Origin of the sequence: Tenacibaculum sp. SDUM215027, from assembly GCF_050566205.1 — a bacterium.
Taxonomy (GTDB): domain Bacteria; phylum Bacteroidota; class Bacteroidia; order Flavobacteriales; family Flavobacteriaceae; genus Polaribacter.
This window is the reverse complement of record NZ_JBNXUE010000005.1, coordinates 78,395-102,492: the sequence shown is the minus strand read 5'-3', so window position 1 is coordinate 102,492 and position 24,098 is coordinate 78,395. Positions and strand designations below refer to the sequence as shown.

The window sequence follows — 24,098 nt, the reverse complement described above, 5'->3', positions numbered from 1 at the left end:
TTTCTGTATTTTTGAAACTCAAAAAAAATGTTGCGAGTCACAACAAACATTTAACTTAAAATATATAAAACTAACAGATGAAACCCTTTTTTACTATTGCTTTATTATTATGTTGTATAACTATAGCTAATGCTCAAAAAGATACACTTTGGTTAGATAAACACTGGAAAGAGACTAGTAAGGAGAATGCTTTTTTTTACCGAAGCCCTATACAAAAAGAAGGAAAGTTATATCGTATTAATGATTTTTATATAGATGGGACATTACAAATGACAGGACTTTCTAAGCGTAAAGATAGTATTTATTTGCAAGAAGCTGTTTGGTACACTAAAGAGGGCAATCCTATAAAAAAAATGAGTTTTGATGATGAGCAACTAAAAGGAATATCTACTTATTATGCTGAAAGTAAAGACAAAAAAACTACTGTAGCAATCGAAGAGGTTACTTATGAGAATGGAAAAATAACAAAAAGAATATTTTTTGAAGGAGATAAAAATGATATTCGTTATGAGCATTATTATAATAAAGGGAAGACAACCAAAGAAATATATTATGGTAAAAAAGGAAAAAAAAGAGGTCAGATAACTTATGATAAAAGAGGATATAGAGAAGGGAAAAAAGTAAGCTACTATTATAACCCGATGCGTGTTAAATCTATTACAGAATATGAACGAGGAAATCCGATTCTTACTCAATACTTTTATCGTAATGGAGTTACTCGTAATCGTTTTGATAAAAGTACTTTAACAGAAGCGTTTTATGATGAACAAAATAGTAAGTTAGGAGCCATACAGTACCAATATGAAGAAAATTCAAATTATAAAATTCCTTATGAAGGAAAAAAATATTTGTTTTTTTTTACAAAACCTACGATTGTAAAAAAAATAAGTACTTATAAAAAAGGGCATGTAACAAAGGTTGAAACATTTAATAAACAAGGTGTTCTAATAAAAAAAGAAGAATTAGGAGATAAAAGGTCTCTTGTTAAAATAACAAGTTACGACGATCAAGGTACTCAAATAGGGGTGTTAGAAAAAATAAATGATAAACTAGAAGGTAGAATTGTAAAAAATAAAGGAGGTAATAAGAAAGATATTACTTATAAAAATGGAATAGCGGAAGAAGTAATAGAATATTATAAAGATACTACATCTGTATTTTCGCATTTAAAAAATTCAGAAATAACCTATTATAATCCTTCCGGAAAGGAATTAGGAAAACTAAGAGTAAAATTAAAAGAAGGATATTATAATTCTAGAGCTCTAGAAACAGGATATTATTCGCCAACTCCTATTGAGGGGACTCTGTTTAATAAAAATTACCAAAACAAAATTTCAGAAAAAGAAGTTTTTAACGATGGAAAATTAGTAGAAAGAACTAAGTATGTTTATAAAGAAAAGAACACTCTTTATAAAGAAACAAAATTGTATGAAGATGAAAGATTATTAAAAATCATTAGTTACTACATTAATGGAGGAAAAAAAAGTGAGATAACTTATGAGCCTAACTCGTACTTAAAAAAGTTAACAGGAGTTTATTATGGTAAGAAAGGAAAAGCTATTGCTAATTATAATTTCATTACTAAAACAGGAACAGAATACAAGTATTTTCATGAATCAGATCAAATAGAAGCAATTATAGAGTTAGATAAAGAAAAACGCATAAAATCAAAAAGATATCAAAAAGTATATAAACAAGGAGATAATGAATATGTTTTAAGGGAAGATATTGATGTTAATTCGGAAGCTAAATTTTACTCTGAGGAAGGTGAGTTAATAGGACAAGCAACCTTTGTTAATCAAGAGCCTACAGGAGTTATATACGATTATAAAGACCGAAGAGAAGTAAGTGTAAAAAATGGATTAAAGGAAGGAAGCTACCGAAAGTTTGAATACGACGAAAAAACACTAAAGGAAACAGGGTATTATGTTAACGATAAAAAACACGGAACTTTTACGTATTATAGAAGAGGAAAAAAACAAAAAGAAGAAAACTATTACGAAAATAAAAAAGAAGGATATACTATATATTATGATAAAAAAGGTAAAGAAATATCTCGATTATTATATAAAAAAGGAAAACCTTTTGAAGGAGAAAAGAATACTCTTTATGGAATTCAAAAAACATATAAAAATGGGGCTCTTGTAAAGAAAATAGAACAAAATAAAAATCAAAAAATAATAACCCAATATATATCAGAAAAAGAAACGAGTACTACTGTTTACAATTTGCAAGACCAGATGCGATTAACGTATAGAGAAATAAACAACCAATTAGAAGGTAAAGTAATTCAATATAAAAACAATAAACCTAAATATACAGCTGTTTTTTCCAAAGGTAAATTAGTAGCAGGAATGGTGCATTTAAAAGCCAACACTCGATATCAATCTGAAGTCTATTCGAAATTGAGTAGAGAAGATAATATTATAACCATACAAACATATAACAAGGAAGGAAAGTTGCTTTTTAAAGGAGAAGTAGCCCCTAGTTTGTACAAAGAGTATGCTTATGATATATTACTATATAAACTGGGAGTTAGAGAAACAATTTACTATGATAATCTCTTTATTGTAGAATAAGTTTTTATTTATGTTGTTTTTCAGGTTGTTAGAATGTTTTATATCGAGGAAATAGACGAAAGTTACCTCTATAACTATTAAATAAGCATCATAAAGGTTTTATCTAGTGTAGCTATTTTAAAGAAAAAGTACCAGTCTTTGTAACAACATTAATTTAAACAAACTAAAGTAGTCTATTTCTTAAGGTTTTTTTAGAACTTTTCTAATTTGGGAATTTTGTATCTTTCCGGAGTTAAAAAAAATAAAATTTATGGAAGAAAATAAACAAGAAGAATCTGCAGAGCAATCAAAACAAGCGATACAGCAAGATGCGAAAGGTTTATGGGAAAAGATAAAAAAGTTTATTTTAGAATTACTCGACTTTAGAGATGATACCGACCAAGATGCTACAATAGAAGCAATAAAAAGCGATATTTCTTTCAAAGGAGCCACAGCGTGGATTTTAATATGTTCTATTTTTGTGGCGTCTATTGGATTAAATGCAAATTCAACAGCAGTAGTAATTGGAGCCATGTTAATATCTCCTTTAATGGGGCCTATTTTAGGAGTAGGTATGTCAATCGCTATTAATGATATTGATACTTTACGAAAATCGTTAACAAACCTAGCAACAATGATTGTACTAAGTTTATTAACTGCATTTTTGTTCTTTTTTATATTTCCACTTCGTGAAGAAACTTCAGAATTATTAGGAAGGGTAAGACCTGATATTCGAGATGTACTAATAGCTTTTTTTGGTGGTTTAGCATTAATTATTGCACGAACTAAAAAAGGAACCATTGCTTCTGTAATATTTGGTGTGGCAATTGCAACAGCTTTAATGCCTCCTTTGTGTACTGCAGGGTATGGTTTAGCAGTAGGTAACTTTGACTACTTTTTGGGTGCAATGTACTTATTCACAATCAACACCATTTTTATTGCTTTAGCAACCTTTTTAGTACTAAAGTTGTTAGGGTTTACAATGATTCGTTATGTAAATTCTGCTAAGCGTAAAAGAATAGCTCAAATAGCATCTTTTATTGCCTTTTTAGTTATGGTTCCAGCTGTATTTACTTTTGTAGGAGTGTATAATGAAAGTGTAATAGATGCAAGCTATAAAAAATTCTTAAAGGCAAAGGTGTATGATAATCCTAACTTATGGTTGCAGCGTGAAAAACTAGAAGTTAAAGAAAAAACGATAAAATTATTTTTTAACGGTGATGTAAGCGATGCGACAGAATCCTTTTTACGAAATGAATTAAAAACTTTTCCTAAAATAGATTCCTATTCTCTAGTTATAAATGAAAATAAAGCTAAAAGTGTTGATAGGGTAGTAGATGCCTATGATAGAGCTGTAAAAGAATTAGATGAAAGGGATAATGTTATAAAAGGGTTACATATGGAAATTGATGATTTAAAGAGAACAATTTTTAATTTAAATCAAACAATTGAGCAAGATGCTTTATATAGAGATAAAAACTCGATTCCTTTTAGTAAAATTAGTACAGAAGCTAAAATTCGATTTAATGATATAAAAGAAATGAGTTTAGCGAAAGTATTATCATCGAGCGATTTTATAAAAGTAGATACAACTACTGTAGTTTCTGTAAAATGGAATACAAAACTAAAAGATTCTATCATTGTGAAAAATGAACAAGAGTTAAGGGCTTGGATACAAAAAGAGTTAAAGACTGATAAAATTCAGGTTAGAAGAAAATAAAAACTTAAAAATAAAAACCGAGCTAGTAGCTCGGTTTTGTTTTTTGATTACTTGTTAGATATTCATAGTAAATAAGAGATTACTCTAATTACCATTTTATATGACACTATAATTTTAAAAAAGTCACAAATAAAGTCTACAGCTTATTAAAATATAAGCTCTTAATGATTCCATCAGAAAGCCCAATTTTAGGAACATATATTTTTCTTGCTCCACTCCATTTCATGGCAGAAAGATATATTTTTGTAGCAGGAATAATTACATCGGCTCTATCTGGATTTAAACTTAATTCTGAAATTCGCTCTTGATAACTCATTTTTTTTAAGAATTGATATTGAGCATTAAGGTAGATGTATGAAATAGGTTTACCACTATCTCTACCAGACATTTTAAATAACTTGTTAATGTTTCCTCCTGAACCAATTAAAGAAATACGCTTATAACCACTTGTGTTTTCTTCAATCCATTTTTGAACCTTTTTAAAAAGAGCTTTGTTTTCTGGTTTAGTGTTATTAAGTAAACGTACGGTACCTATTTTAAACGATTTAGAGTTGATAATTTTTCCTTTAGAGAATAAGGTAAACTCTGTACTACCACCACCAACATCAACATATAGGTAGGTTGCGTCAGATTCAATTAATTGATTTAAATCAGTAGATGAAATTATTGCAGCCTCTTTTTTACCGTCAATAATATCAATTTTAACTTCAGTATTTTCTAAAATAGTAGCGGCAACTTCTGCGCCATTTTCTGCTTCTCGCATAGCCGATGTTGCACAGGCCTTGTACCTTTCAACACCATGAATTTTCATGATCAATTTAAAAGCTTGCATTGCATCAAGCATTCTTTGTGTATTAGCTTCTGAAATTTTTCCAGAAACAAAAGCGTCAGCTCCTAAACGAATAGGCACGCGAACTAAGGATGATTTTTTAAACTGTGGTTCTTTGTTTTTTTCTTCAATAACGTTGGCTACTAATAACCTCACTGCATTAGATCCAATATCAATAGCGCCGTACTTTTTTATCTTCAAAATGTATTGATTTATCTATGGTTTTTAGGAAACTCTACTAAAACTGTGTTTCCTTTTTTAATGTCTTTCCAATGTTTAGTATCAAACTCTATTCCAACAACGCCACAAGTACTTACGTGGGCAATAGGCTTATTTCCAAATTTATTAACAAAACTATTAATACCGTGATCGTGACTAAATACAATAGCACTGTTAAAGCTATCATCAAGAGCCTTTACAGTTTTTACCAAATACCCATCACTAAAGCTATACAATTGACGTTTTATTTTAAGATTGGATAAAGGATATCCAAAGTTCTCACAAAAAATAACAGCCGTATGAAGTGCTCTATTGGCACTACTAGAAAGAAATACATCGGGTCTTTGTATTTCTCCCGCTAGGTATTTAGATAAAAGATGGGCATCGTTAATACCACGCTCTTTTAATGGTCTGTCAATATCTTTAACGCTCTCATATTTCCAAGATGATTTTGCGTGACGAACGATATAAAGTGTTTTCATTTAATTATAAAATGCTATGTAAATATAAAACTAAGGAGCTAAACGTTCAAGTTTCCAAGAAAAATCTTTTTGTAAAGTATATCTAATCCTGTCGTGCATTCTGTTTGGACGCCCTTGCCAAAATTCAATAGAAATAGGTTTTACTAAAAATCCGCCCCAATGCTTAGGCCTTGGAATTTCTTTATCTTCAAACTGTTTTTCAAAAGAAGCCAACTTGTTATCTAGTTCTTCACGTGAAGTAACAACATTACTTTGGTCAGAAGCCCAAGCTCCTAGTTTGCTACCATCAGGTCTTGAGTCAAAATACCCATCAGATAGATTTTCTGCAAGTTTCTCAGCTTCTCCTTTAATAATAATTTGTTGTTCTAAACCTGCCCAAAAAAAAGATAAACACACATGATTATTGTTAGAGATAGCTTTTCCTTTTTCAGAATTATAATTGGTGTAAAAAATAAAGCCCTCCCAAGTATATTTTTTTAATAATACCACTCTGTTTTTAGGAAAACCATCTAGTCCTATTGATGAAATAGTCATCGCATTGGCTTCGTCTACCATTTCAGATTCATCCGCAACAAAAAACCAATCTCTAAATAATTCAATTGGATTTTCGGGGCAGTTACTTTCTAGTAATTCCTTTTTTTTGTAAGATTTTCTATAGTCACTTAAATCGTGTGCCATTATTGTTGGTTTAAACAATGTAAAAGTACAATTTTATCAAATGTATTGTTGTTTTTCCATTTTAAAATTTAGCAAGATTTGAATAATTAAAAGCAAGAAAGGTCAAATACAGAAGAGTAGGTAAAAGTAGTTTTGAGGCAAGAAACAGTTCATCGCTAAAATTATACAGTTGGGTGTTTCTTTTTGTGTTAAAGTGTAAAAACTAAGCAGTTTTGCACTATCAAAAAACAAGACAATGAAACAACTTTTATTTTTTATATGCCTGTTTGTTCAAGTGACATTAATTGCACAAACAACGATTTCAGGAAAAGTGACAGATAAAAAGGGAATTCCTATTGAAGGAGCCAATGTATATTTAGAAGGAACGTATGACGGAACTTCTTCTAATGAAAAAGGAAATTTTTCATTTGTTACTTCTGAAAAAGGAACACAAACTTTAATCGTTTCTTTTATTTCTTTTGAAACCTGTGTAAAAAAAGCAGATGTTTCAACGCTTAAAAACTTAAAAATAATCCTTCGTGAAGATGTAAATACATTAGATGCCGTTACGATTAATGCAGGAACTTTTGAGGCAGGAGATAATGCTAAGGTAACCGCATTAAAACCATTAGATGTCGTAACAACAGCAAGTGCTTTGGGGGATTTTGTGGGAGCCTTACAAACCTTACCAGGAACATCGTCGGTTAGTGAAGATGGTCGTTTGTTTGTACGTGGGGGAGAAGCGGAGGAAACACAAATTTTTATTGATGGAATTCGAGTGTTTACACCCTATTCACCTTCGGCGCGTAATATTCCTACTCGTGGACGATTTTCTCCGTTTTTGTTTAAAGGAATTACGTTTTCTACAGGAGGGTATTCTGCAGAATACGGTCAGGCATTATCAAGTGTTTTACTACTAAATACGAATGATGAAGCAATAAAAGAAAAAACAGATATCTCGTTAATGACCGTTGGTTTAGGAGTAGGAAATACTCAGGTATTTGGTAGAAACTCATTAAGTGTAAATGCCTCATATATCAATTTAGCACCATATCAAAAATTATTTCCTGATAAAAATACTTGGAACAAACCAGTGCAAGCATTGAGTGGAGAAGCTGTATATCGATTTAGGTTCGCAAACGAGTCGTTATTGAAATTGTACGGAGCTTATAGTTATACAGACTTTGACATGATTCAAGAAGATATTAATTATGAGGATGGATTTCGTTTTGGACAGAAAAATAGAAACCTGTATTTCAACGGATCGTATAAGCAACATTTGGCTAATAACTGGACAGTTTCAGGAGGCGCGTCGTTTACCAACGATCATTCAAAAATTAAAATATTTGATGATAAGGTTGCAGACAATGAAAACTCAGCTCACTTTAAAGCAACATTAAAAAAGAGATTTTCAAATAGGGTTAAACTTAATTTTGGTGCAGAATATTTTGTAACCGATTTTAATGAAGATTATGCAAGTGAAACAAATGGGAATGCTATTTACGGATTCAATAATAATATCTTCGGAAGTTTTGCTGAGGCAGATATCTTCTTTTCTAAAAAACTAGCAACCAAAGTAGGAGTTCGTGGAGAGTATTCTGAGTTATTAAAAGAATTTACAATTTCTCCGAGAGCATCGTTAGCATACAAATCAGGAAAAAATGCTCAGTTTTCATTTGCTTACGGACGCTTTTATCAAAATCCTAAAAATGAATATTTAAAATTCAATACGCAGTTTAAATCAGAGAATACTTCACATTTTATAGCCAACTATCAGTATGTAAAAAATAAGCAAATATTAAGGGTAGAAGGGTATTATAAAAAGTATAAAGATTTAGTTAAGTACGATACCGATACATCTTTACCCAATTCAAACTATTCAAATTTAGGTGAAGGTTTTTCTAAAGGAATTGATGTTTTCTGGAGAGATAATAAAAACATAAAAAATACGGATTACTGGGTGTCGTATTCGTTTTTAGATACAGAAAGAGATTATAAGAACTATGCTGTAAAAGCGACTCCTAATTTTGCATCAAAACACAATTTGTCGGTAGTAGCAAAGCATTGGATTGCCGATTGGAAAAGTCAAGTAGGATTGAGTTATAATTTTGCTTCAGGAAGAAGTTATACCAATCCTAATAAAGGTGGGTTTTTAAATCAGAAAACAAGAAACTACAATTCAGTAAGTGTGAATTGGGCGTATTTAATTAGCCAACAAAAAATCTTGTATTTCTCGGTAAACAATGTGTTGGGAACACAAAATGTATTCGGATATAATTATAAAAACACACCAAATTCAACAGGTATGTATGAGCGACAAGCAATTAAACCATCTGCCGATAGGTTCTTTTTTATCGGATTCTTTTGGACGATTAGTGATAACAAAAAAGACAACCAGTTAAACAGTTTATAGGAGTTTGTTTTAAAAGTAAGAGAATGTATTTAGTTAGATTTCTCGTCACTCGTTCCTTGTTCTTTCGAAATGACTAATGTTTACATAGTTCGTCATTACGAACAAAGAGAGAAATCTAAACCATACAGTTCAGTCATAAAAAGCAACAACTCAGTACAGTATTTTATATAAATAACAACAATAAAAAGATATTTGAAGTATCAATTAAAATCAATTAACATGAAGAAAATCATCACACTTTTAGTATTAGTATTAACAGTAAGTATATCAGCACAAAGTAAATACGAAAAAGGAATGGAAAAAGCCTTTGAGCTTTGGAAAGGGAATAAAACAACGGAAGCAGCTCAATTATTCGAGCGAATTTCTAAAGCAGAAAAAGACAACTGGTTACCGTCTTATTATGCAGGGATGATTAACATCTTAGAGAGTTTTCAAATAAAAGAAGAAGCACAGTTAACAGCCAAACTAACCAAAGCACAAGAGTTTTTAGATACTGCAAAATCAATTTCACCTGAGAATCCTGAGATTATGATTACTCAGGCATTGTTGAATGTTGCTTATATTGTTTTTGATGGACAGAAATATGGAATGACCATGTCGATGAAAAATGCAGCACTATATGAAAAAGCATTAAAATTAGCACCTAATAACCCAAGAGTTGTATTAAGTAAAGCAGAATCAGATATGGGAGCAGCACGTTTTTTCGGACAATCAACGGAGCCTTTTTGTAATAGTATAAAAAGAGCCATTGAGTTAGGAAAGGAGGAGGAAATTACCGAAAAATTTTACCCTAAGTTTAATGTACAAAGAGCAGAACAGGTATTACAAAAATGTTTAAATAAAAATGAGTAATAGATTTCTCCTCGTACCTCGTTCGGAATGATATAACATTTGTCATTTCTAGGAGAGAAGTATGAGCAACGAGAAATCTCATCAAAACTCTTACTGTTTTTGTACCAACTGAATTAACAAGTTAAAAGAATCTTCATCGGCTACCCATTTTTTATACTTTTTAAAAGGGAGTTGTTGAAGATTTTTTGTTGGGTGTAACTGATAAAAAATAGTAAGTGCTGCTAAAAAACTTCCAGCTGTAGAAGGATGGAAGCTATCTAGGCTGTATAAAGATTGTTTGCCTTTATAAGTGTTGTATTCTTTCCATAGGTTACCTACAGGAAACAATAAACTATTGTTTTGTTTGGAAGCGAACTCATGGTTTTCGATTACTTTATCAAAAGTATGGTAATATCTAACAGATGGCCATACCATAAAGTAACTGAGTTTAGTATTGTATTGTTCGCAAAGAGCTCTTATTGTCGCTCCGTCTTGCACTAACATTCTTTTTCCTTCTGCTTGTGAGGAAGGACCTTGTTGAACAATAACGTAATCAAACTGTTTTTTTGCCAGTAGTTTTTGAAGTTTTCCGTCATTAATATGATCAATAATAGCGTAGTTAGGAAAACACAAACTCTTGGTTTTAATAGTAATTCCTTGTTGTTTACCAATATATTCCAATATTTCAGGCATGTTATTGGTATAGGTTAAACTATTTCCAACAAACAAAATACGCTGTGCTTGCACTGAGATTTGGAAAAACAAGAATAAGTAAAGTAGTTTTTTCAAAGGTGTTGGTGTTAAGTAATGTTTTCTAGGCTTCTAAATTTAATCTATTTTTTAATTCTATTCTTCCAATAGAGGTAATAATTACTTCTCTAGAATTAGGTTTCTTACGCAACCAATCTTTGTTTACCATCACTTCAAGAAGAGATGCACCTAGTGCTCCTGCAATATGATGTTTTCTCTCACTCCAATCTAAACATTGATGAGCAAAAGAACGTTTTTTGTGTTGGATAGCATGAATATCTACCCCAATTTCATCAAACCAATCTTTACCTGATTTCGTAACTATGTAATCTTTACCAGAAATTTTAATGATTTCATTATCTAATAAAGACATTGTTATTTTTACCCCAAGGCTACCTGCTAAATGGTCATAGCAGGTTCTGGCATACGTAAAGTCACTTAATTTGGGAGCTTTAATTTTTTTGTAGTCTTTATCGATAGAAATTAAACTCGCCATTGCTTCTATGACTTGCGCAACTTCATCGTTGGCAAATTTAAAGTAACGATGCCTTCCTTGTTTTTCAACAGATAAGATATTTGCCGAAACCATTTTTTTTAAATGATTACTTGCCGACTGTAACGAAATATTAGCGCTTGCTGCTAGTTCTGTAGCAGTATATGCTCTACCATCTAGTAAATTCCACAAGATGATAGCGCGAGATTTATCTCCTAAAATGGAAGCAACTTTGCTAAACTGATGTTCTAATTCTTCGATAGTAGTAACTTTTGTATTGTTTTAATCCCATATTAGAGGTCGTTTAACGCCAAGTGTTCTTAAATACCCTAACATTTGACCTGTATGAACAGCTTCGTGATACACCATTCTATTTAAATAATCTCCTAATGTTTTACTTTGATTAACTTCTTTTCGTTCAATACGTATGTTCTCTAAATCGGCTTCATTAAGTGTTTCTATCATCTTTATAAAACTCTTGCGATATTGTTTAGCAAAGCTAAGTTCATTTTTTAAATCTGAGTAGGCCAAATCTAAATCTACCCAAGGAGATTTATAATTACCTAAATCACCTCTGTTTTTAATAATTGTATGAAACAAATGTTCACCTTCAAGCGTGTGTCTTATCATTTCGATCATAGAAAAAGCTTTAGTATCAGGTTTCCAAGTTAAAAATTCATCAGGAATTCCTTTCCACAGTTTTATACTTCGTCTTCTTGTTTCTGAAAAGTTTAATAATATATTCTCTATAGCGTTCATAGTTACTTATTGTTTGTTAGAGTGTAAAAATACATGACGCTTTTATAACTTATTTCATTTTAGAATGAAGCATGGAATTTTATCTATTGAAAATACTCTAAAAAAACTAAATGCTTTTCTATAAACAGACAAAGTTGTAAGAAAAGCATTTAGTTGAGTGTTTTACTTTTTTAATAAAACGGTGTTTATTGCTGTACTATTTTACATCAATTACGAATTCATTTCTAGGAATTCTAACTTTTTTCATTGGTTTAATCCAATCTTTTTCATCGTCGGCATAACCAATGTACATCAATGATACGCTTTTTAAGCCCATTTTATCTAATTCTAAAACTTCGTCAACAACTTTATTGTCAAATCCTTCAGCAGGACAGGTATCTACTTTTAACTCTGCTGCTTGTGCTAAAGCTAATCCTAAAGCAATATAAGTTTGTCTTGATGTGTGTGCAAAATTAACTTCATCAGGAAGGTCTAAATACACTTTTTTAAGCATGTCCGTATAGCTACTAAATCTACCTTGAGGGAGTCCTCTTTCTTCTGTGGTAAAGTCGTATACTTTATCTATTCTTTCAGCAGTGTAATTATCCCAAGCAGCAAAAACTAACACATGTGAACAGTCTTTCATTGAATCAGGATTTAAAGCTCCTTGTACAAGTTTTTCTTTAACTTCTTGATTAGAGATTGATATAATTCTAAATTGCTGCAAACCAGATGAGGTTGGGGCTAATCTAGCTGCTTCAATAATTTTTTCAATATTTTCTTCGCTTACTTTTTTATTAGGATCAAAAGCTTTTACTGCATGTCTCCAGTTAAGGTTTTCAATTAATGACATTCTATTTATATTTAATTATTTGTTGTATTTAACTTTACTTCAATATTACCTCTAGTTGCATTTGAATAAGGGCATATTTGGTGTGCTTTTTCGGTTAGAGTTTTTGCTTCTTCTAAAGAAACATTAGGGATATTTACATCTAATGCTACGGCAAGTCCAAAACCACCATTTTCTATTTGACCAATACTTACTGTTGCTTTAACAGTAGTTGTACCTGTGTTGACTTTAGATTTTTTGATGACTAGGTTCAAGGCACTATCAAAACAAGCTGAATATCCTGCTGCAAAAAGCATTTCAGGGTTTGGGTAATCGTCATTAGCTCCTCCCAGCGCTTTAGGGTGTCTAACATCAAGTTCTAAAACTCCGTTTTCACTTTTTACATGTCCGTTTCTTCCGCCGGTTGCTTTGGCGCTGATATTATAAATTGGTTTCATCTTTTTTATTGATCTGATTTAAGATATGTTCTATTATATTTTTAAGTTCTGTTAATTTGTCGGTAGAAATATTTAATGAAGTCATAATTAGACTAGGAACACATGCTGCTTTTTCTTGTATGTTCTTTCCGAGTTCTGTTAAATTAATTTTTACGACACGTTCGTCTGTTACTTCTCTTTTTCTTTCTAGAAGTTTCTTTTGCTCTAGTCTTTTAAGTAAAGGAGTAAGGGTACCGCTATCTAAATTAAGTTTAGCGCCTATTTCTGAAACATTTTGATCTCCTTCTTCCCATAAAACTAGCATTACTAAATATTGAGGGTATGTTAAATCTAGCTCTTTTAGTATAGGACGGTATAAACTAATAACTTCTTTCGCTAGTGTATAAACTGGAAAGCATACTTGATTGGTTAATTTTAATTGTTCTGACATAATTGACTTATAAATAAAGGTACAAATATATTGCGCAATTAAATTGTGTGCAATTTAATTGTTGTAAAATTATGTGAAAATTATTTATAAGTTAATTAAGTTGTTTTTATTGATGATTAAAAGGAGTTGAACATTTCTTAAGTAGCTTTTTATTTTAACTCAATTATAGTAGTATTTTTTTTAACTAAATTTACTCCAACTTTAAATTCAGGTTTCCATTTATACTCTGGATTGTTTTTATCCTCAAAGCTATATACAGTCCAATAGTATATTTTTCCGTTATTAGAAATATTTTCTAGATTAAAAGTAGCTTTACCTTTCCTTCTTTTTATTTTCCTGATTCGTCTTTTGATGTCTCTATCTGAATTAAATATTTTTTGAACAGCTCCTATTCTTTTCATTTCGGCAATGGTTTCTTTCTTAAACCTTTTTTTAGAATCCATGCCGTGGATACTGTCCATTTTTTTCCATAGTTTTGAGTGAACAGTTTTTACACTATCAATTAATTCTTGAGAAACCATACATCCCGCAACAGGGTAAACTTCAATGTCCCATTTTTTTCCAACAAATTCCATCGCCTTTTGTTTGTTATAATTGGATAATCCGTAAGTTAAAATTCGGTCAGGAATATTTTTAGATTGGGAAAATGAAGTACAGCTTATAAGTACTATAAATAAGATTATTTTTTTTTTCGAATTATACATAACTAGGTTTAAATACTTATTCATCTTTAAATAGTAATTTTAATTTTCAATTCGTTTTAAATTTAAATCATGAAAATCAAAACTAAAATCAATATTAGGAGATATACCTTTCATTTTTATACCAATTGCTTTGCCTTCTTCATCTAAATTAAACGTAGCAAATGCATCTGCATTCATGTCTTTATATTCCCATTTAATAGCAAAGGTAGTCGCTTTGTAGTAGAACATTTGCCCATTCAACTTAGGGGAACGTTTAGAGGTAAACCAAAGCTTTCCATTCTTTAAGGATATTTTTACCTCACCAAACCAATCATCTTTGTAGGTTCCAAGGTAGTTGTTTTCATCTATGTTTACTGATTTGTTTTTCTCAACAGTCTTCCAAACTTTTGTTGTTACAGAATCTGATTCTTGCCCAGTAGTTTTTGCTTGCTCAGCTAATATTTTCACCCAATCTTTTGCTTGAATTTTTAAGTACGAATCCAATATTGTTTCAGGAATAGCACTATAAGCTTTACCTCCTGGTAATGAGTTGGTCAACACTACAATTCCCAAGTTAAGTTCAGGAACTAATACAGTTTTTGATAACATACCCGGTAAACCACCTGTATGGCTAATGACGATTTTTCCTTGTTTGTCTGCAATGAACCAACCGAGACCGTAAGCTGCAAAATGTTGTTGGGTTCTTGTATTGGGCTTCGTGGTAAACCCTAAGTTGGTATGAGGTCTCCACATTTGTTTTTGTTGTTTCTCAGAAAATAATTGATAGGATAACTCTTTCCCATATTTTCCGTTGTTTAGGTGCATAAGCATCCATTTGCTTAAATCGTCTACACTCGCATAAATACCACCAGCAGCAGCAACTAAATCATTATCGTAAGTAGCTAATTGTTTAATTTTTTTTCCTTCTGAATCATGGGGGAGTGCTAGGTTCGCATTTTTAACCAATCTTGAGCTGATAGGTGCAGAATTGCTCATTCCTAACGGATTAAAAATTCTTTTTTGCACAAAATCTGCCCAACTCATACCACTAACTTGAGCAACTACTTCTCCTGCTACTATGTACAAAAGGTTGTCGTAATCGTATTTGGTACGGAATGCTGAAACTGGTTTTTGATATTGAAAACTACTAACTACATCTTTGATTGTAAAATCGGAACCATCAGGAAAAAACATTAAATCTCCCGCTCCAAGTCCTAAGCCACTTCTATGAGTTAAAAGGTCCAGAATGGTAAAATTGGCGGTCACATAATCGTTATACATTTTAAACTCTGGAATGTAAGTAACTACTTTATCTTCCCATTTTAGTTTTCCTTCATCAACCAATATCGCTAGGGTAGTGGCAGTAAATGCTTTTGAGTTTGAAGCAATAGAAAACAAGGTGTTTTCATCTACTTTTTCTTTGTTTTTAATGGATTTAAACCCGTATCCTTTAGAGTGAATTACTTTTCCGTCTTTAACTACAGCGACAGCAATTCCTACTGAAGGAGTTGATGCTAATGCTCTATTCACAAGAGCATCAATTTCTGAGGAACTAATTTCTTGTGCGTTAACAGCGTTAGTGAGAGAAACAATAGTTATAAGTGAGAGAAAGAGAGTTAGTTTTTTCATAATTGATTTTTGGTTGTGTTAATTTTTTTGCTATGTTCAAGTACCTAATGTAGCGAATACAAATTGACTAGAAAATCCGTGAGGGTTTTCAGAAGTAGGAGAGAACAAGCAATTACTTATGGTCATTGTTGACTAAAGTTCTTTATTTAATAATTATACATGTCTAATTCATCAAAGTCTTTTATTTCAGACAATTTGATTAGGTTTTCTATTTCAATATTACTCCAAGTTTCCTTAAATGTTTCATCTCCTCCTTCTGCATTCTTATTAGTGTTTTCTCTGATTAATTTCTTTTCTGTCAAAAAGTTAATACTTGTTTCTCTATTTATTATTGGACCATGATTACTACTTGAATCATATCCAATTAAATTAAAATTAGAATCTTGAAATCTAAATGTATATCTCCAAAATCCGTATCTACCATGACCATAATGAATTATTAAATTCCCTCTCTGAAATTCAATTCCAAGTTCAGGGGGAAAATAAACTCCTCCATCTTCATTTTCGGAAGAAAAACAATTGTAATTTTTATCGGCAAGTTGATAACCATTTCCATATTTAAACAAAACAATAATGCCTCGTCTATTTTTGTCTACATTTTTATCAAATCGATTTTTTATTATATTATTTTTATCCGTCTTTTTTATTATAAGAACGCAATCTTCTTTCCCATCTTTGTTTAAGTCTCCAAAATATTTTTCAAACTCTACATATTCTTTAGGGATAAAATCAGATGGTTTGTTGTTCTGTGCATTACAATTAATAATTGTTAAAAGAAGTAATGGGAATATTCTTAAAAATTTATTCATTCGGTTTTGATTTAATTTGGACGGTTCAAATTGTCCACAACATTTTTGTGTATAGTGTTTTACTTGTTTTAGTAGCTATTTTAGAAAATACAAACCAAATAGAAAAATCGCTAGAATTTTTGTAAATGGGCTAGAACTAGTATTACATGCTTCTTAAATTTAAAAAATGTTTATTTTGGAGTTATGTTTTTTGGATAAGAATATTTTGGTTCTATCCATTTTTTATAAATAAAAAAATCGATTAAAGGTAGACTGATAATAAAGAGTAATAAAACTAACTGAGACAAAACTAAAGATTTATATTGATTGAATAATAAAGAATCAAACCATACCATTAGTTTTTCTTTTACTGATTGTTCAATATCTTTATGTCCTACATTCAATAAGAAATCCATTCCAATACTAAACTCCTCATACGATAATGATTCATTAATGTTAACATGAGTTTTTGCTCCAGCTGCAGAAAGTAAACCGTAGACAGATATTTTGTAAATATCATCTCCATATTTACTAATTAGAAAGGAAGTTAATATATTTTTACTGTCATCAATAACAGTATATCCTGTATTGTATTCTGTTGTTGTTGTTGTTAGATACTCTTTTAGAGTGTTAGAATTACTTTTAACCTCTCGTGCTGCTTGTTGTAATCCAATAATAAAATCATTTTTGCTTTTTTCCGAATCAAAAGATAGTTTAAGAATATTATTATAAAGGCTAGATACGATAGTCTCATTTTCTTTATCCAGAATCTTGTACGTACCTCTAATGCAACCAATTTGTCCAAAAAGAAATAGCATTCCAATTAAAAGTATAGGAATATATAGTTTTACCATCCAATTGTAATATTTTGGTTTTCTTTTTAAAACCTTTTTTTTATGTAGAATGATAATGTAAAAGATTGTTATAATTAAGCCAAGAAAAAAAATAATTATAATGTTTAAAACTAAGGTTCCTGAGTGAGGCAGAATTATGTCTTTAATAATATTCCAAATCAGACTCCATTCTATTTTATCAAAACTATCCATTTTTGTATATCATTGATTAATGTATATTAGTTGAAAATGTTTAAACATTTTTGATGTTTGTTTAATTACTAATACTTTGCGGCTTGGATTTAATGTCTCGTCCTGAAATACGGCTACAGGTTAAAATTGAATTTAGGCTGATAACTTGTATACCATATTAGGTGTTTTATAGTTTAAAGATAAATGTAATCTTATTTCGTTGTATAAATTAATTGCATTTTTTGCAGCTCTTTTAGCATGAGCCACGTTATCAAAGGTTTGATCGAGATAAAATTCATCTTTTAATATGCCATTTACACGTTCTGCCATAGCATTGTTCATAACAATGATTTTCTTCGGTCATACTAATACCAATCTTTTTTCTTTTTAGTATTTGAGTGTAGACATTACTACAATACTGTATACCTCTGTGAGAATGATGTATTAGTTTATTGATATTTTTAGCCTGATAAATGGCTTTGTTTAGCGCTCTTACACATCCTTTTAGTTCTAGGCTATCGCTAAGATCGTACCCAATTATTTTCCTAGAATGCATGTCGGTTATTAAAGCTAGATAACAAAAGCCTTCTACGGTTCTAATGTATGTGATATCAGAGACCCAAACTTGATTTGATTTAGTAACTTTCATATTTTTTATCAGGTTATTATACTTATAAAAACGATGATAAGAGTTAGTTGTTCTAGCACTAGTTTTCTTTCTAAGTGTAAGCATATTGTGTTTTCTAAGAATGTTAAATAAATTATCTCTACCTACTTTAAGGTTTGCTTTAGAAAACTCATCATTTAAAGACACCTTAAGTTTTCGTACACCTTCTCTAGGAAGGGATTTGCGTTTTTTTCTAACGATGTTAATAACCTGTTGTTCCAATTTTAAACGCATATCAGCTCTAGACTTGTATTTATAATACGCATCCCGTTTAAGTCCAAAACAATGAGTTATAGTCTTTAAAGAAGCAAAACCCTTAGATTTCTCTTTGGCTTTGATTAAGGCTTTATACTTAGCTTTTTTTTTAGTTCAGCAACAGATTTATAGCCCAGATCTTCCGCAGCTACTTCTAGATAAGAATCCAATACCATGGCATCTAAATCCTTTTTAAGTAGTAGTTTCTTAAGCTGTTCTACTTCTTTTTGAAGTGCTTTAATTCTAGATATTTCGTCTTTAGTTTCCACTTTTACTCTGGTGTTCATTAAATCTTTACGATTGTACTTTTTAATCCACTCGTTAACAGTTGTAGGTGCGATAGAGTAGAGTTTACAAAGCTCGCTTTTTGTGTGTTTTCCGATAGTAAGTTCGGCTAAAATTTTTAATTTAAAAGGTTCTGAATACCGTCTAATTACTTTGTCATTTCTATACATAATGTTTAAAATTATGTAGCCTTTATTCAGGACGGGTCAAGGTTGTAGATAACGGTTTTGTGTATGGTTAGTTGCGTATAAAAAGGCTTTAATTTTTTAGTTTAGAATTGACTTTAACAAATAATTATTTACCTTTGATTAAGCAAATAGTAGCAATTAACTATACACGTTGTTCTAAGCCGTTTCTAATCACTTTTATCTATTATATCAATTACTGGTTTTAAATCAAGTTTTTTTGTTGGTTTTAATTCTTCAAATTTCCTTCTATATTCTTTTTTTAAATTTGGAAGATTATAGTAATTATTTTTCTCAAATTCGCTATAATAATGATAGTCTTTGTCACTAAGTATTAAGATTTCCATATCAAGAGAAGAATTATGAGAAATATGCATATAATTCATTAAATGTCCTAAAATATTGCTACGTTCCGAGAATGTTAAAGGGGTTTTTAAAATACTATCATTATGTATTAAATAAGAGATGTAACGTCCTAATTTCCTGTAATATTCACCTTTTTTAAAAGTAATTAAATCTAGATTTTTTTTATTATATACTATAGAATCATTCTTGTTTTTTGACCATATAAACGTGCTGAATTTATCGTAAGAAGAACGCAAATCTTTTTCTGTAATTGTTTTTTGTGTTCCACACGATATGGTTAAAAAAATTATTACTAATAAAAATATTTTTTTATTCATTATAAAATGATTTAACTTCTTGTTGCATAACTAAGCATTGAAATTTATCGAAATATAATCTTGATATATCATAGTCCATAAAATTATTGCTTGTTCCTTTTTTAATTTTTAAGCCTCTCCCTTTTTCAATTGCTATTTTTCTTTTAAAATCTTGAATCTTGGCTTCAAATTCTTTTATTTCGTAATTATATTCTTCTATTTTGGTTTTGTACTTGTTTATTAGAATTTCCTGGTCGTTTATAAAATCTTGGTCATCTACTGAACCATCATCATTATAGCCTAGTTCTTTTGTTCTTTTTGTTTCACGAGTAATTCTTTTATTCTGGTCTTCAATTAATTCTTTTCTGTTTTGGATATTACCTTCATAACTAGTAATATTTGAATTTTGAGTTGCTATATTATTTTTAATTCCAACAATTTCATCTGTTTTCAAAAAGACGTGTTCTAGCCCAAGCATATGCCCAAGTTCGTGAGCATATGCATCGCTCATACTTAATCCTCCTTTAAAAATAATGGTTCCTTGACTTCTAAGTGGATTGTTTTGCGAATAACCTAATGTATTAGGTTTATTGTAACTCTCTTCTGTTACAAAAAGTAAAGCACCTTTAAAATCTCTGCCATATTTTGTATAATACGCATCTTCTAATTCATCTAACAACATTCTTTTATCGTTAATGGTTTTACCATTTTTATATTCATACATTTTATCTCCGTCTTCGCTCGTCCAAATAGATGGTCTTTTTGATGCATCAGCCTCGGTAGGTTGAAAGTTCCAATCTTTAAATTCTTTTTTTGTGCTGTCATAAAACTTAGCAAAATCACTTGTATTTATGTCAATCACTATTTTTTCGGAAACTGCTTTTAGGGGTTCAATATTGCAAGTGATTCCTGCTTGATTAAAAGAATGTCTGTTTAATGTTTCATCTAAGCTATTACCTAAATTTGTTGTTTTTGCCTTTATAGTTTTATTGTATAATTCATTTGCTTCCTTTAATTCTTTATCCTCTGTAGATTTTAAAACAACAGGAATGATTTTTATGTCTAAATCTACTTTTTTATTAGGATACATTTCTATAATGCCTACTACAAATCCTTTTTCATCTATTGCTTTAATATAAGAACTGCTTTCTGTTTCATTTTTTGCAAATATTTCTATTTCATATTCTTTGCCGTCTTTTTTAAAGGTATTTTAATATCTGTATTAAAATTCCCATCATAGGAAATTTCATAATCATCGTTTGCTATAAAAGAGATATATTCTTCATTTTCTGTCTTTTGTTTTCTTTCCAAATAGATAGTTGTAAGTTTGAGTGTAGCTTTATTTCCCTTCGCTAAATTCATCCACGCAGTATAGTATTGTTTTCCAAAATCAATTGTCTTTTTTGAATATAACAATTTTAGAATTTTTTGTCTATTCTCATTTGTAGCTACTTTATATTTCTTTTCTGTGTCATCGAAAGTGTATTCTATATCAGAAAGCTTAGTGTCTTGAAATTTTTCTATTTCACCAGTTTGAAGGTCCCATTCACACCAATCAAAACCGAATTCTCCTTTGTATGTATCATCTGGTTTAAATTTAGCAATTACTTTATTGTCATTTGCAATCAATCCAGAAAAGGCAGGCTCAATATAATCGCCTAAAATAATTTCATTTTCAGCTTTCATATCAATAGAAGTATTTGAATACATATTTATACTTCCTTCAGTTGTAGCAATATTAATTTCTTCTGCTCTTTTTGTTAATGTACCTCCAACTTTAGTTATATAGTTTTCTTCTACAATCTTATATAGATTTTTTGCTTTGATTGTTATTTTCCCCATAGTGTTTGTTTTTATTACGATGTTCGTTCAAATGGCTTAGAACTCGTTATATAAGAAATAAAAGTTTTGTTATCCCTGTATTATAATGTGATAAGTGGAGATTTCAGCAATTTTATTCCTTTTCTTTTTTTGCGAACTAAATATAGTAAAAAATCCCAAGTTGTTGGCTTGGGATTTTGTGGTACCAATTTTTATCTATTTCTGTAGTAGCTTCTTGGGGGCGTTTTATTCTTTTATAATTTTATAGGTAAGCGTTTTTTTCTTGGTTTTTACATCAATAAAATACATTCCTTTAGGGGCTGATTTTAAATTAATGGTCACATTGTTTTGTGTAGCAGTTTGCTGTAAAATTGTTTGCCCTAAAAAGTTTCGTACTATATAGGTAAACGGAGCACAGTCTTCACAATTAATATTAACTATACCTTTTGTTGGATTTGGATATACGCTAAAGGTATTTTCGGTTAGTGTAGTGTTATCGGTTGTTTCAAACATTTTAGCTGCATTATTTGCTGATAGATTGATTACCGCACTTACGCCTTTATGGTCAGAAGGCCAAGGCAATTGGTCTGCCTCAAACGTGTCGTTTTGGGTATTGGCAGTACTCGATACATTGTTAACATACGAAGCTTTTGGACCTACAAGAGCAGCACTCGTAGCAGAAAGTGTAGTGCCTCTGTAAAAAATATAGTCAATACGATCTCTCTCGTCAGCTTCTGGTGTCCAGCTAGTGCTTCCAACCCCAGTAGCAATAGAAGGCCATGTGATACCAGGATTGGCAACTTCATCAGGATATACTTCTCTATAAGCATCTACAAAGCTATTGTTTTCTAAAGTTTTTGCCGTGTGCCAAGGAAATACCACTCCGTGATGATCAAACATATTGGCTTGTCTTGAGGTCCAGTCTAAATGAGAAGGTTCGTTGAAATCTCCTACTAAAATCACTGGACGAGTTTCATTTTTTACATGATTGATAAATGCAGCAATTTGTTCGTCTCTTTGTGAACCTAAATTTTGTTCTGAAATAACAGCAGGATCCGTAACTGGTTGCGGATCTTGATTTGTAGCACCTATTTTACTCCATCCATTATAAGGATAAGAACCTCCACAGTTGTATCCTCTGGGAAGATATGTGGCATAATAGGTATAGTCTAAATGTGCCGTAGCTACTACAACACTTTGTCCGTTTACATCTACATCAAACACAGAAATAGCACCTAGGTTGGTACCTGATGAGGTGATAGGGTATTTACTAATGATTGAAACATCACCATAGGCATAACCTCTGTTATAGTTTAAGCCAATGGCCGCAAGGTTGTTTACAATTTTGGTCGTCCAATCGCCGGTATAGTTTCTCACTTCGCTAAAACATACAATATCTGGATTTACTTCAGCAATCACATCTCTAATGTATGTCATTCCGTTAGGCACCGAAGTTCCTTCTTGCCAAATATTAAACTGTAGTACTTTAAGACTGTTTGTATTGCGTACGGTAACATAACCCGTTTTAGTTATCGTGTTACTTCCAGTAGCATTGGTAGCTGTTAATGTAACATTGTAAGTTCCTTCAGTAGGATATGTTATAGTAGGATTTTTAACAGTACTTGTGGCTGGTGTTCCACCTTCAAATGTCCAGTTCCAAGAAGTAGGAGTGTTGGTTGAGCTATCCGTAAAAGAAATTTGTTGTCCTGCAATAACAGAAGACGTATTCGAAGTGAAATTAGCCACAGGAGCTCCTGTTTGAATTAAAGTACCGCTTATATTAATCTCCGCAGCTGAGGTGTAATTTCCTCCATTGATATCAGAAGTGGCTACTAAACGCACATATTGTCCTTGTTTTTTAGGGAAGCTAACGGTTTTTTCTGTTTGATTGGAAGCAAAAGTACCTGTTGCAACCGCTGTTCCCCAATTAGAAGGAGTATCACTTACATAAATTTGATAATCTGCAATTGTTCCGTTGGTTCCTGTTTGACGTGGTAAATATGTTACCTCACAAATATCATAGATACCGTTTAAGTTAATTTGGATTTCATGTGGATGCGTTGGTTGGGTAGCACTCCATTCGGTATGCCAAATAGTTGCCGTGTCACCATCAAAAGCATTTGTTGCTACTCCGTTTTCCCCTGATGTTTCTTGGCTATCTACATACTGTAAACTCCATCCAGATTGTGGAATAGGAGTGCAGGTTGGAATTTCAGTAGCAATTGTAAAACTAGAGGAAGCTAAAACAGTATATCCATCATTTTTAAAAAAATAGACATCATAAGTTCCTGTGTTTGGTAAACCTGATGAAAAGGTAACAGCACCATTTTTTAGCTTTTGAGTGGCGCTTTTTTGTCCGTTTACGTATAACCAATCAATGGAACTAACAAAACCAGGAGTATCTCCTTGATGATAGATGCCAATCCAGTCTTTTGAATTGTCAGGGCCGTCTGAAAAATTGACCGTAATAGCTTCGTTAGGAATATAAGTTGTTTTTGAAGGGCTTACACTTTGTGCGTGTAATTTGATAAGGCTTCCTACTAATAAGAAGCAGATAAAAATAATAGTTTTTCTCATGGGGGTTAAATTAGTTTGATGTTGTATAAAATCTTATAGAATCTAATCTACAGAAATAGTTAATTGATTAAACATCAAATGTATAAACTAATCGTTTGCATGAGTGAAGAGAGC

General features: G+C 31.1%; 24 protein-coding genes. 4 read left to right on the top strand and 20 right to left on the bottom strand.

From position 1 onward, the window contains the following. Positions 1-77 precede the first annotated feature (77 nt). Both ACQYZ7_RS12100 and ACQYZ7_RS12095 read left to right on the top strand, forming a co-directional pair. Positions 78-2,579 carry a toxin-antitoxin system YwqK family antitoxin gene (locus tag ACQYZ7_RS12100; RefSeq protein ID WP_430729999.1) on the top strand — a complete coding sequence of 834 codons (2,502 nt, stop codon included), beginning with the start codon at positions 78-80 and terminating at the stop codon, positions 2,577-2,579. Positions 2,580-2,829: 250 nt separating this feature from the next. Further along, on the top strand, positions 2,830-4,278 hold the full coding sequence (locus ACQYZ7_RS12095; protein ID WP_430729998.1) for a DUF389 domain-containing protein: 1,449 nt from the start codon (positions 2,830-2,832) through the stop codon (positions 4,276-4,278). A 136-nt stretch (positions 4,279-4,414) separates the two neighbouring features. Here ACQYZ7_RS12095 and ACQYZ7_RS12090 read toward each other — a convergent pair whose 3' ends face one another. Genes ACQYZ7_RS12090 through pdxH form a run of 3 tightly spaced genes read right to left on the bottom strand, consistent with a single transcriptional unit; the run spans position 4,415 to position 6,486 of the window. Further along, the gene (locus ACQYZ7_RS12090; RefSeq protein WP_430730217.1) at positions 4,415-5,311 is read right to left on the bottom strand and encodes a Ppx/GppA phosphatase family protein; all 897 of its coding nucleotides are present in this window, start codon (positions 5,309-5,311) and stop codon (positions 4,415-4,417) included. Between the two features lie 8 nt (positions 5,312-5,319). Continuing rightward, positions 5,320-5,808, bottom strand: a complete 489-nt coding sequence (locus ACQYZ7_RS12085; RefSeq protein WP_099214115.1) for a SixA phosphatase family protein — start codon at positions 5,806-5,808, stop codon at positions 5,320-5,322. A 30-nt stretch (positions 5,809-5,838) separates the two neighbouring features. Beyond that, a complete protein-coding gene (gene pdxH, locus ACQYZ7_RS12080) occupies positions 5,839-6,486 on the bottom strand; it encodes a pyridoxamine 5'-phosphate oxidase (protein ID WP_430729997.1) in 648 nt (215 codons plus the stop codon). 235 nt (positions 6,487-6,721) lie between these two features. Here pdxH and ACQYZ7_RS12075 point away from each other — a divergent pair, with 235 nt between their 5' ends. Next, the gene (locus ACQYZ7_RS12075) at positions 6,722-8,878 is read left to right on the top strand and encodes a TonB-dependent receptor (protein WP_430729996.1); all 2,157 of its coding nucleotides are present in this window, start codon (positions 6,722-6,724) and stop codon (positions 8,876-8,878) included. Between the two features lie 219 nt (positions 8,879-9,097). Next, positions 9,098-9,730, top strand: coding sequence for a tetratricopeptide repeat protein (locus ACQYZ7_RS12070; RefSeq protein ID WP_430729995.1), 633 nt, complete (start codon positions 9,098-9,100; stop codon positions 9,728-9,730). Positions 9,731-9,820: 90 nt separating this feature from the next. Here the strand turns inward: ACQYZ7_RS12070 and ACQYZ7_RS12065 are convergent, their stop codons facing one another. The 17 genes from ACQYZ7_RS12065 to ACQYZ7_RS11985 all read right to left on the bottom strand — a co-directional run bounded on the left by ACQYZ7_RS12065 (position 9,821) and on the right by ACQYZ7_RS11985 (position 23,984). Next, entirely contained in the window at positions 9,821-10,498 is a 678-nt protein-coding gene (locus ACQYZ7_RS12065) for an SGNH/GDSL hydrolase family protein (protein ID WP_430729994.1), read from the bottom strand. Positions 10,499-10,523: 25 nt separating this feature from the next. Beyond that, entirely contained in the window at positions 10,524-11,174 is a 651-nt protein-coding gene (locus tag ACQYZ7_RS12060; RefSeq protein ID WP_430730216.1) for an ArsR/SmtB family transcription factor, read from the bottom strand. 60 nt (positions 11,175-11,234) lie between these two features. Then, positions 11,235-11,711: a DinB family protein gene (locus ACQYZ7_RS12055; protein WP_430729993.1), complete on the bottom strand. Its 477-nt coding sequence runs from the start codon at positions 11,709-11,711 to the stop codon at positions 11,235-11,237. A gap of 196 nt (positions 11,712-11,907) precedes the next feature. Continuing rightward, positions 11,908-12,543 carry a nitroreductase family protein gene (locus tag ACQYZ7_RS12050; RefSeq protein ID WP_430729992.1) on the bottom strand — a complete coding sequence of 212 codons (636 nt, stop codon included), beginning with the start codon at positions 12,541-12,543 and terminating at the stop codon, positions 11,908-11,910. A gap of 11 nt (positions 12,544-12,554) precedes the next feature. Next, entirely contained in the window at positions 12,555-12,977 is a 423-nt protein-coding gene (locus ACQYZ7_RS12045; RefSeq protein WP_430729991.1) for an organic hydroperoxide resistance protein, read from the bottom strand. Beyond that, positions 12,961-13,407, bottom strand: a complete 447-nt coding sequence (locus ACQYZ7_RS12040) for a MarR family winged helix-turn-helix transcriptional regulator (protein WP_430729990.1) — start codon at positions 13,405-13,407, stop codon at positions 12,961-12,963. Before ACQYZ7_RS12040 ends, ACQYZ7_RS12045 begins: the two co-directional genes overlap by 17 nt. A 149-nt stretch (positions 13,408-13,556) precedes the next feature. Continuing rightward, entirely contained in the window at positions 13,557-14,135 is a 579-nt protein-coding gene (locus ACQYZ7_RS12035) for a hypothetical protein (RefSeq protein ID WP_430729989.1), read from the bottom strand. A 15-nt stretch (positions 14,136-14,150) separates the two neighbouring features. Continuing rightward, on the bottom strand, positions 14,151-15,719 hold the full coding sequence (locus ACQYZ7_RS12030; protein WP_430729988.1) for a serine hydrolase: 1,569 nt from the start codon (positions 15,717-15,719) through the stop codon (positions 14,151-14,153). A gap of 146 nt (positions 15,720-15,865) precedes the next feature. After that, a complete protein-coding gene (locus ACQYZ7_RS12025; protein ID WP_430729987.1) occupies positions 15,866-16,528 on the bottom strand; it encodes a hypothetical protein in 663 nt (220 codons plus the stop codon). A gap of 170 nt (positions 16,529-16,698) precedes the next feature. After that, the gene (locus ACQYZ7_RS12020; RefSeq protein WP_430729986.1) at positions 16,699-17,361 is read right to left on the bottom strand and encodes a hypothetical protein; all 663 of its coding nucleotides are present in this window, start codon (positions 17,359-17,361) and stop codon (positions 16,699-16,701) included. 324 nt (positions 17,362-17,685) lie between these two features. Beyond that, a complete protein-coding gene (locus tag ACQYZ7_RS12015) occupies positions 17,686-17,862 on the bottom strand; it encodes an integrase core domain-containing protein (RefSeq protein WP_430729985.1) in 177 nt (58 codons plus the stop codon). Then, entirely contained in the window at positions 17,828-18,433 is a 606-nt protein-coding gene (locus ACQYZ7_RS12010) for a transposase (protein ID WP_430729984.1), read from the bottom strand. Before ACQYZ7_RS12010 ends, ACQYZ7_RS12015 begins: the two co-directional genes overlap by 35 nt. A gap of 104 nt (positions 18,434-18,537) precedes the next feature. Further along, positions 18,538-18,909 (bottom strand): transposase, encoded by a 372-nt coding sequence (locus ACQYZ7_RS12005; RefSeq protein WP_430729983.1) that lies wholly within the window; start codon positions 18,907-18,909, stop codon positions 18,538-18,540. Positions 18,910-19,094: 185 nt separating this feature from the next. Continuing rightward, a complete protein-coding gene (locus ACQYZ7_RS12000; protein WP_430729982.1) occupies positions 19,095-19,607 on the bottom strand; it encodes a hypothetical protein in 513 nt (170 codons plus the stop codon). Then, on the bottom strand, positions 19,600-20,676 hold the full coding sequence (locus tag ACQYZ7_RS11995) for a hypothetical protein (protein ID WP_430729981.1): 1,077 nt from the start codon (positions 20,674-20,676) through the stop codon (positions 19,600-19,602). Before ACQYZ7_RS11995 ends, ACQYZ7_RS12000 begins: the two co-directional genes overlap by 8 nt. 83 nt (positions 20,677-20,759) lie before the next feature. After that, positions 20,760-21,428: a hypothetical protein gene (locus ACQYZ7_RS11990; RefSeq protein ID WP_430729980.1), complete on the bottom strand. Its 669-nt coding sequence runs from the start codon at positions 21,426-21,428 to the stop codon at positions 20,760-20,762. Between the two features lie 225 nt (positions 21,429-21,653). Then, positions 21,654-23,984 (bottom strand): discoidin domain-containing protein, encoded by a 2,331-nt coding sequence (locus ACQYZ7_RS11985; protein WP_430729979.1) that lies wholly within the window; start codon positions 23,982-23,984, stop codon positions 21,654-21,656. Between the last annotated feature and the right edge of the window lie 114 nt (positions 23,985-24,098).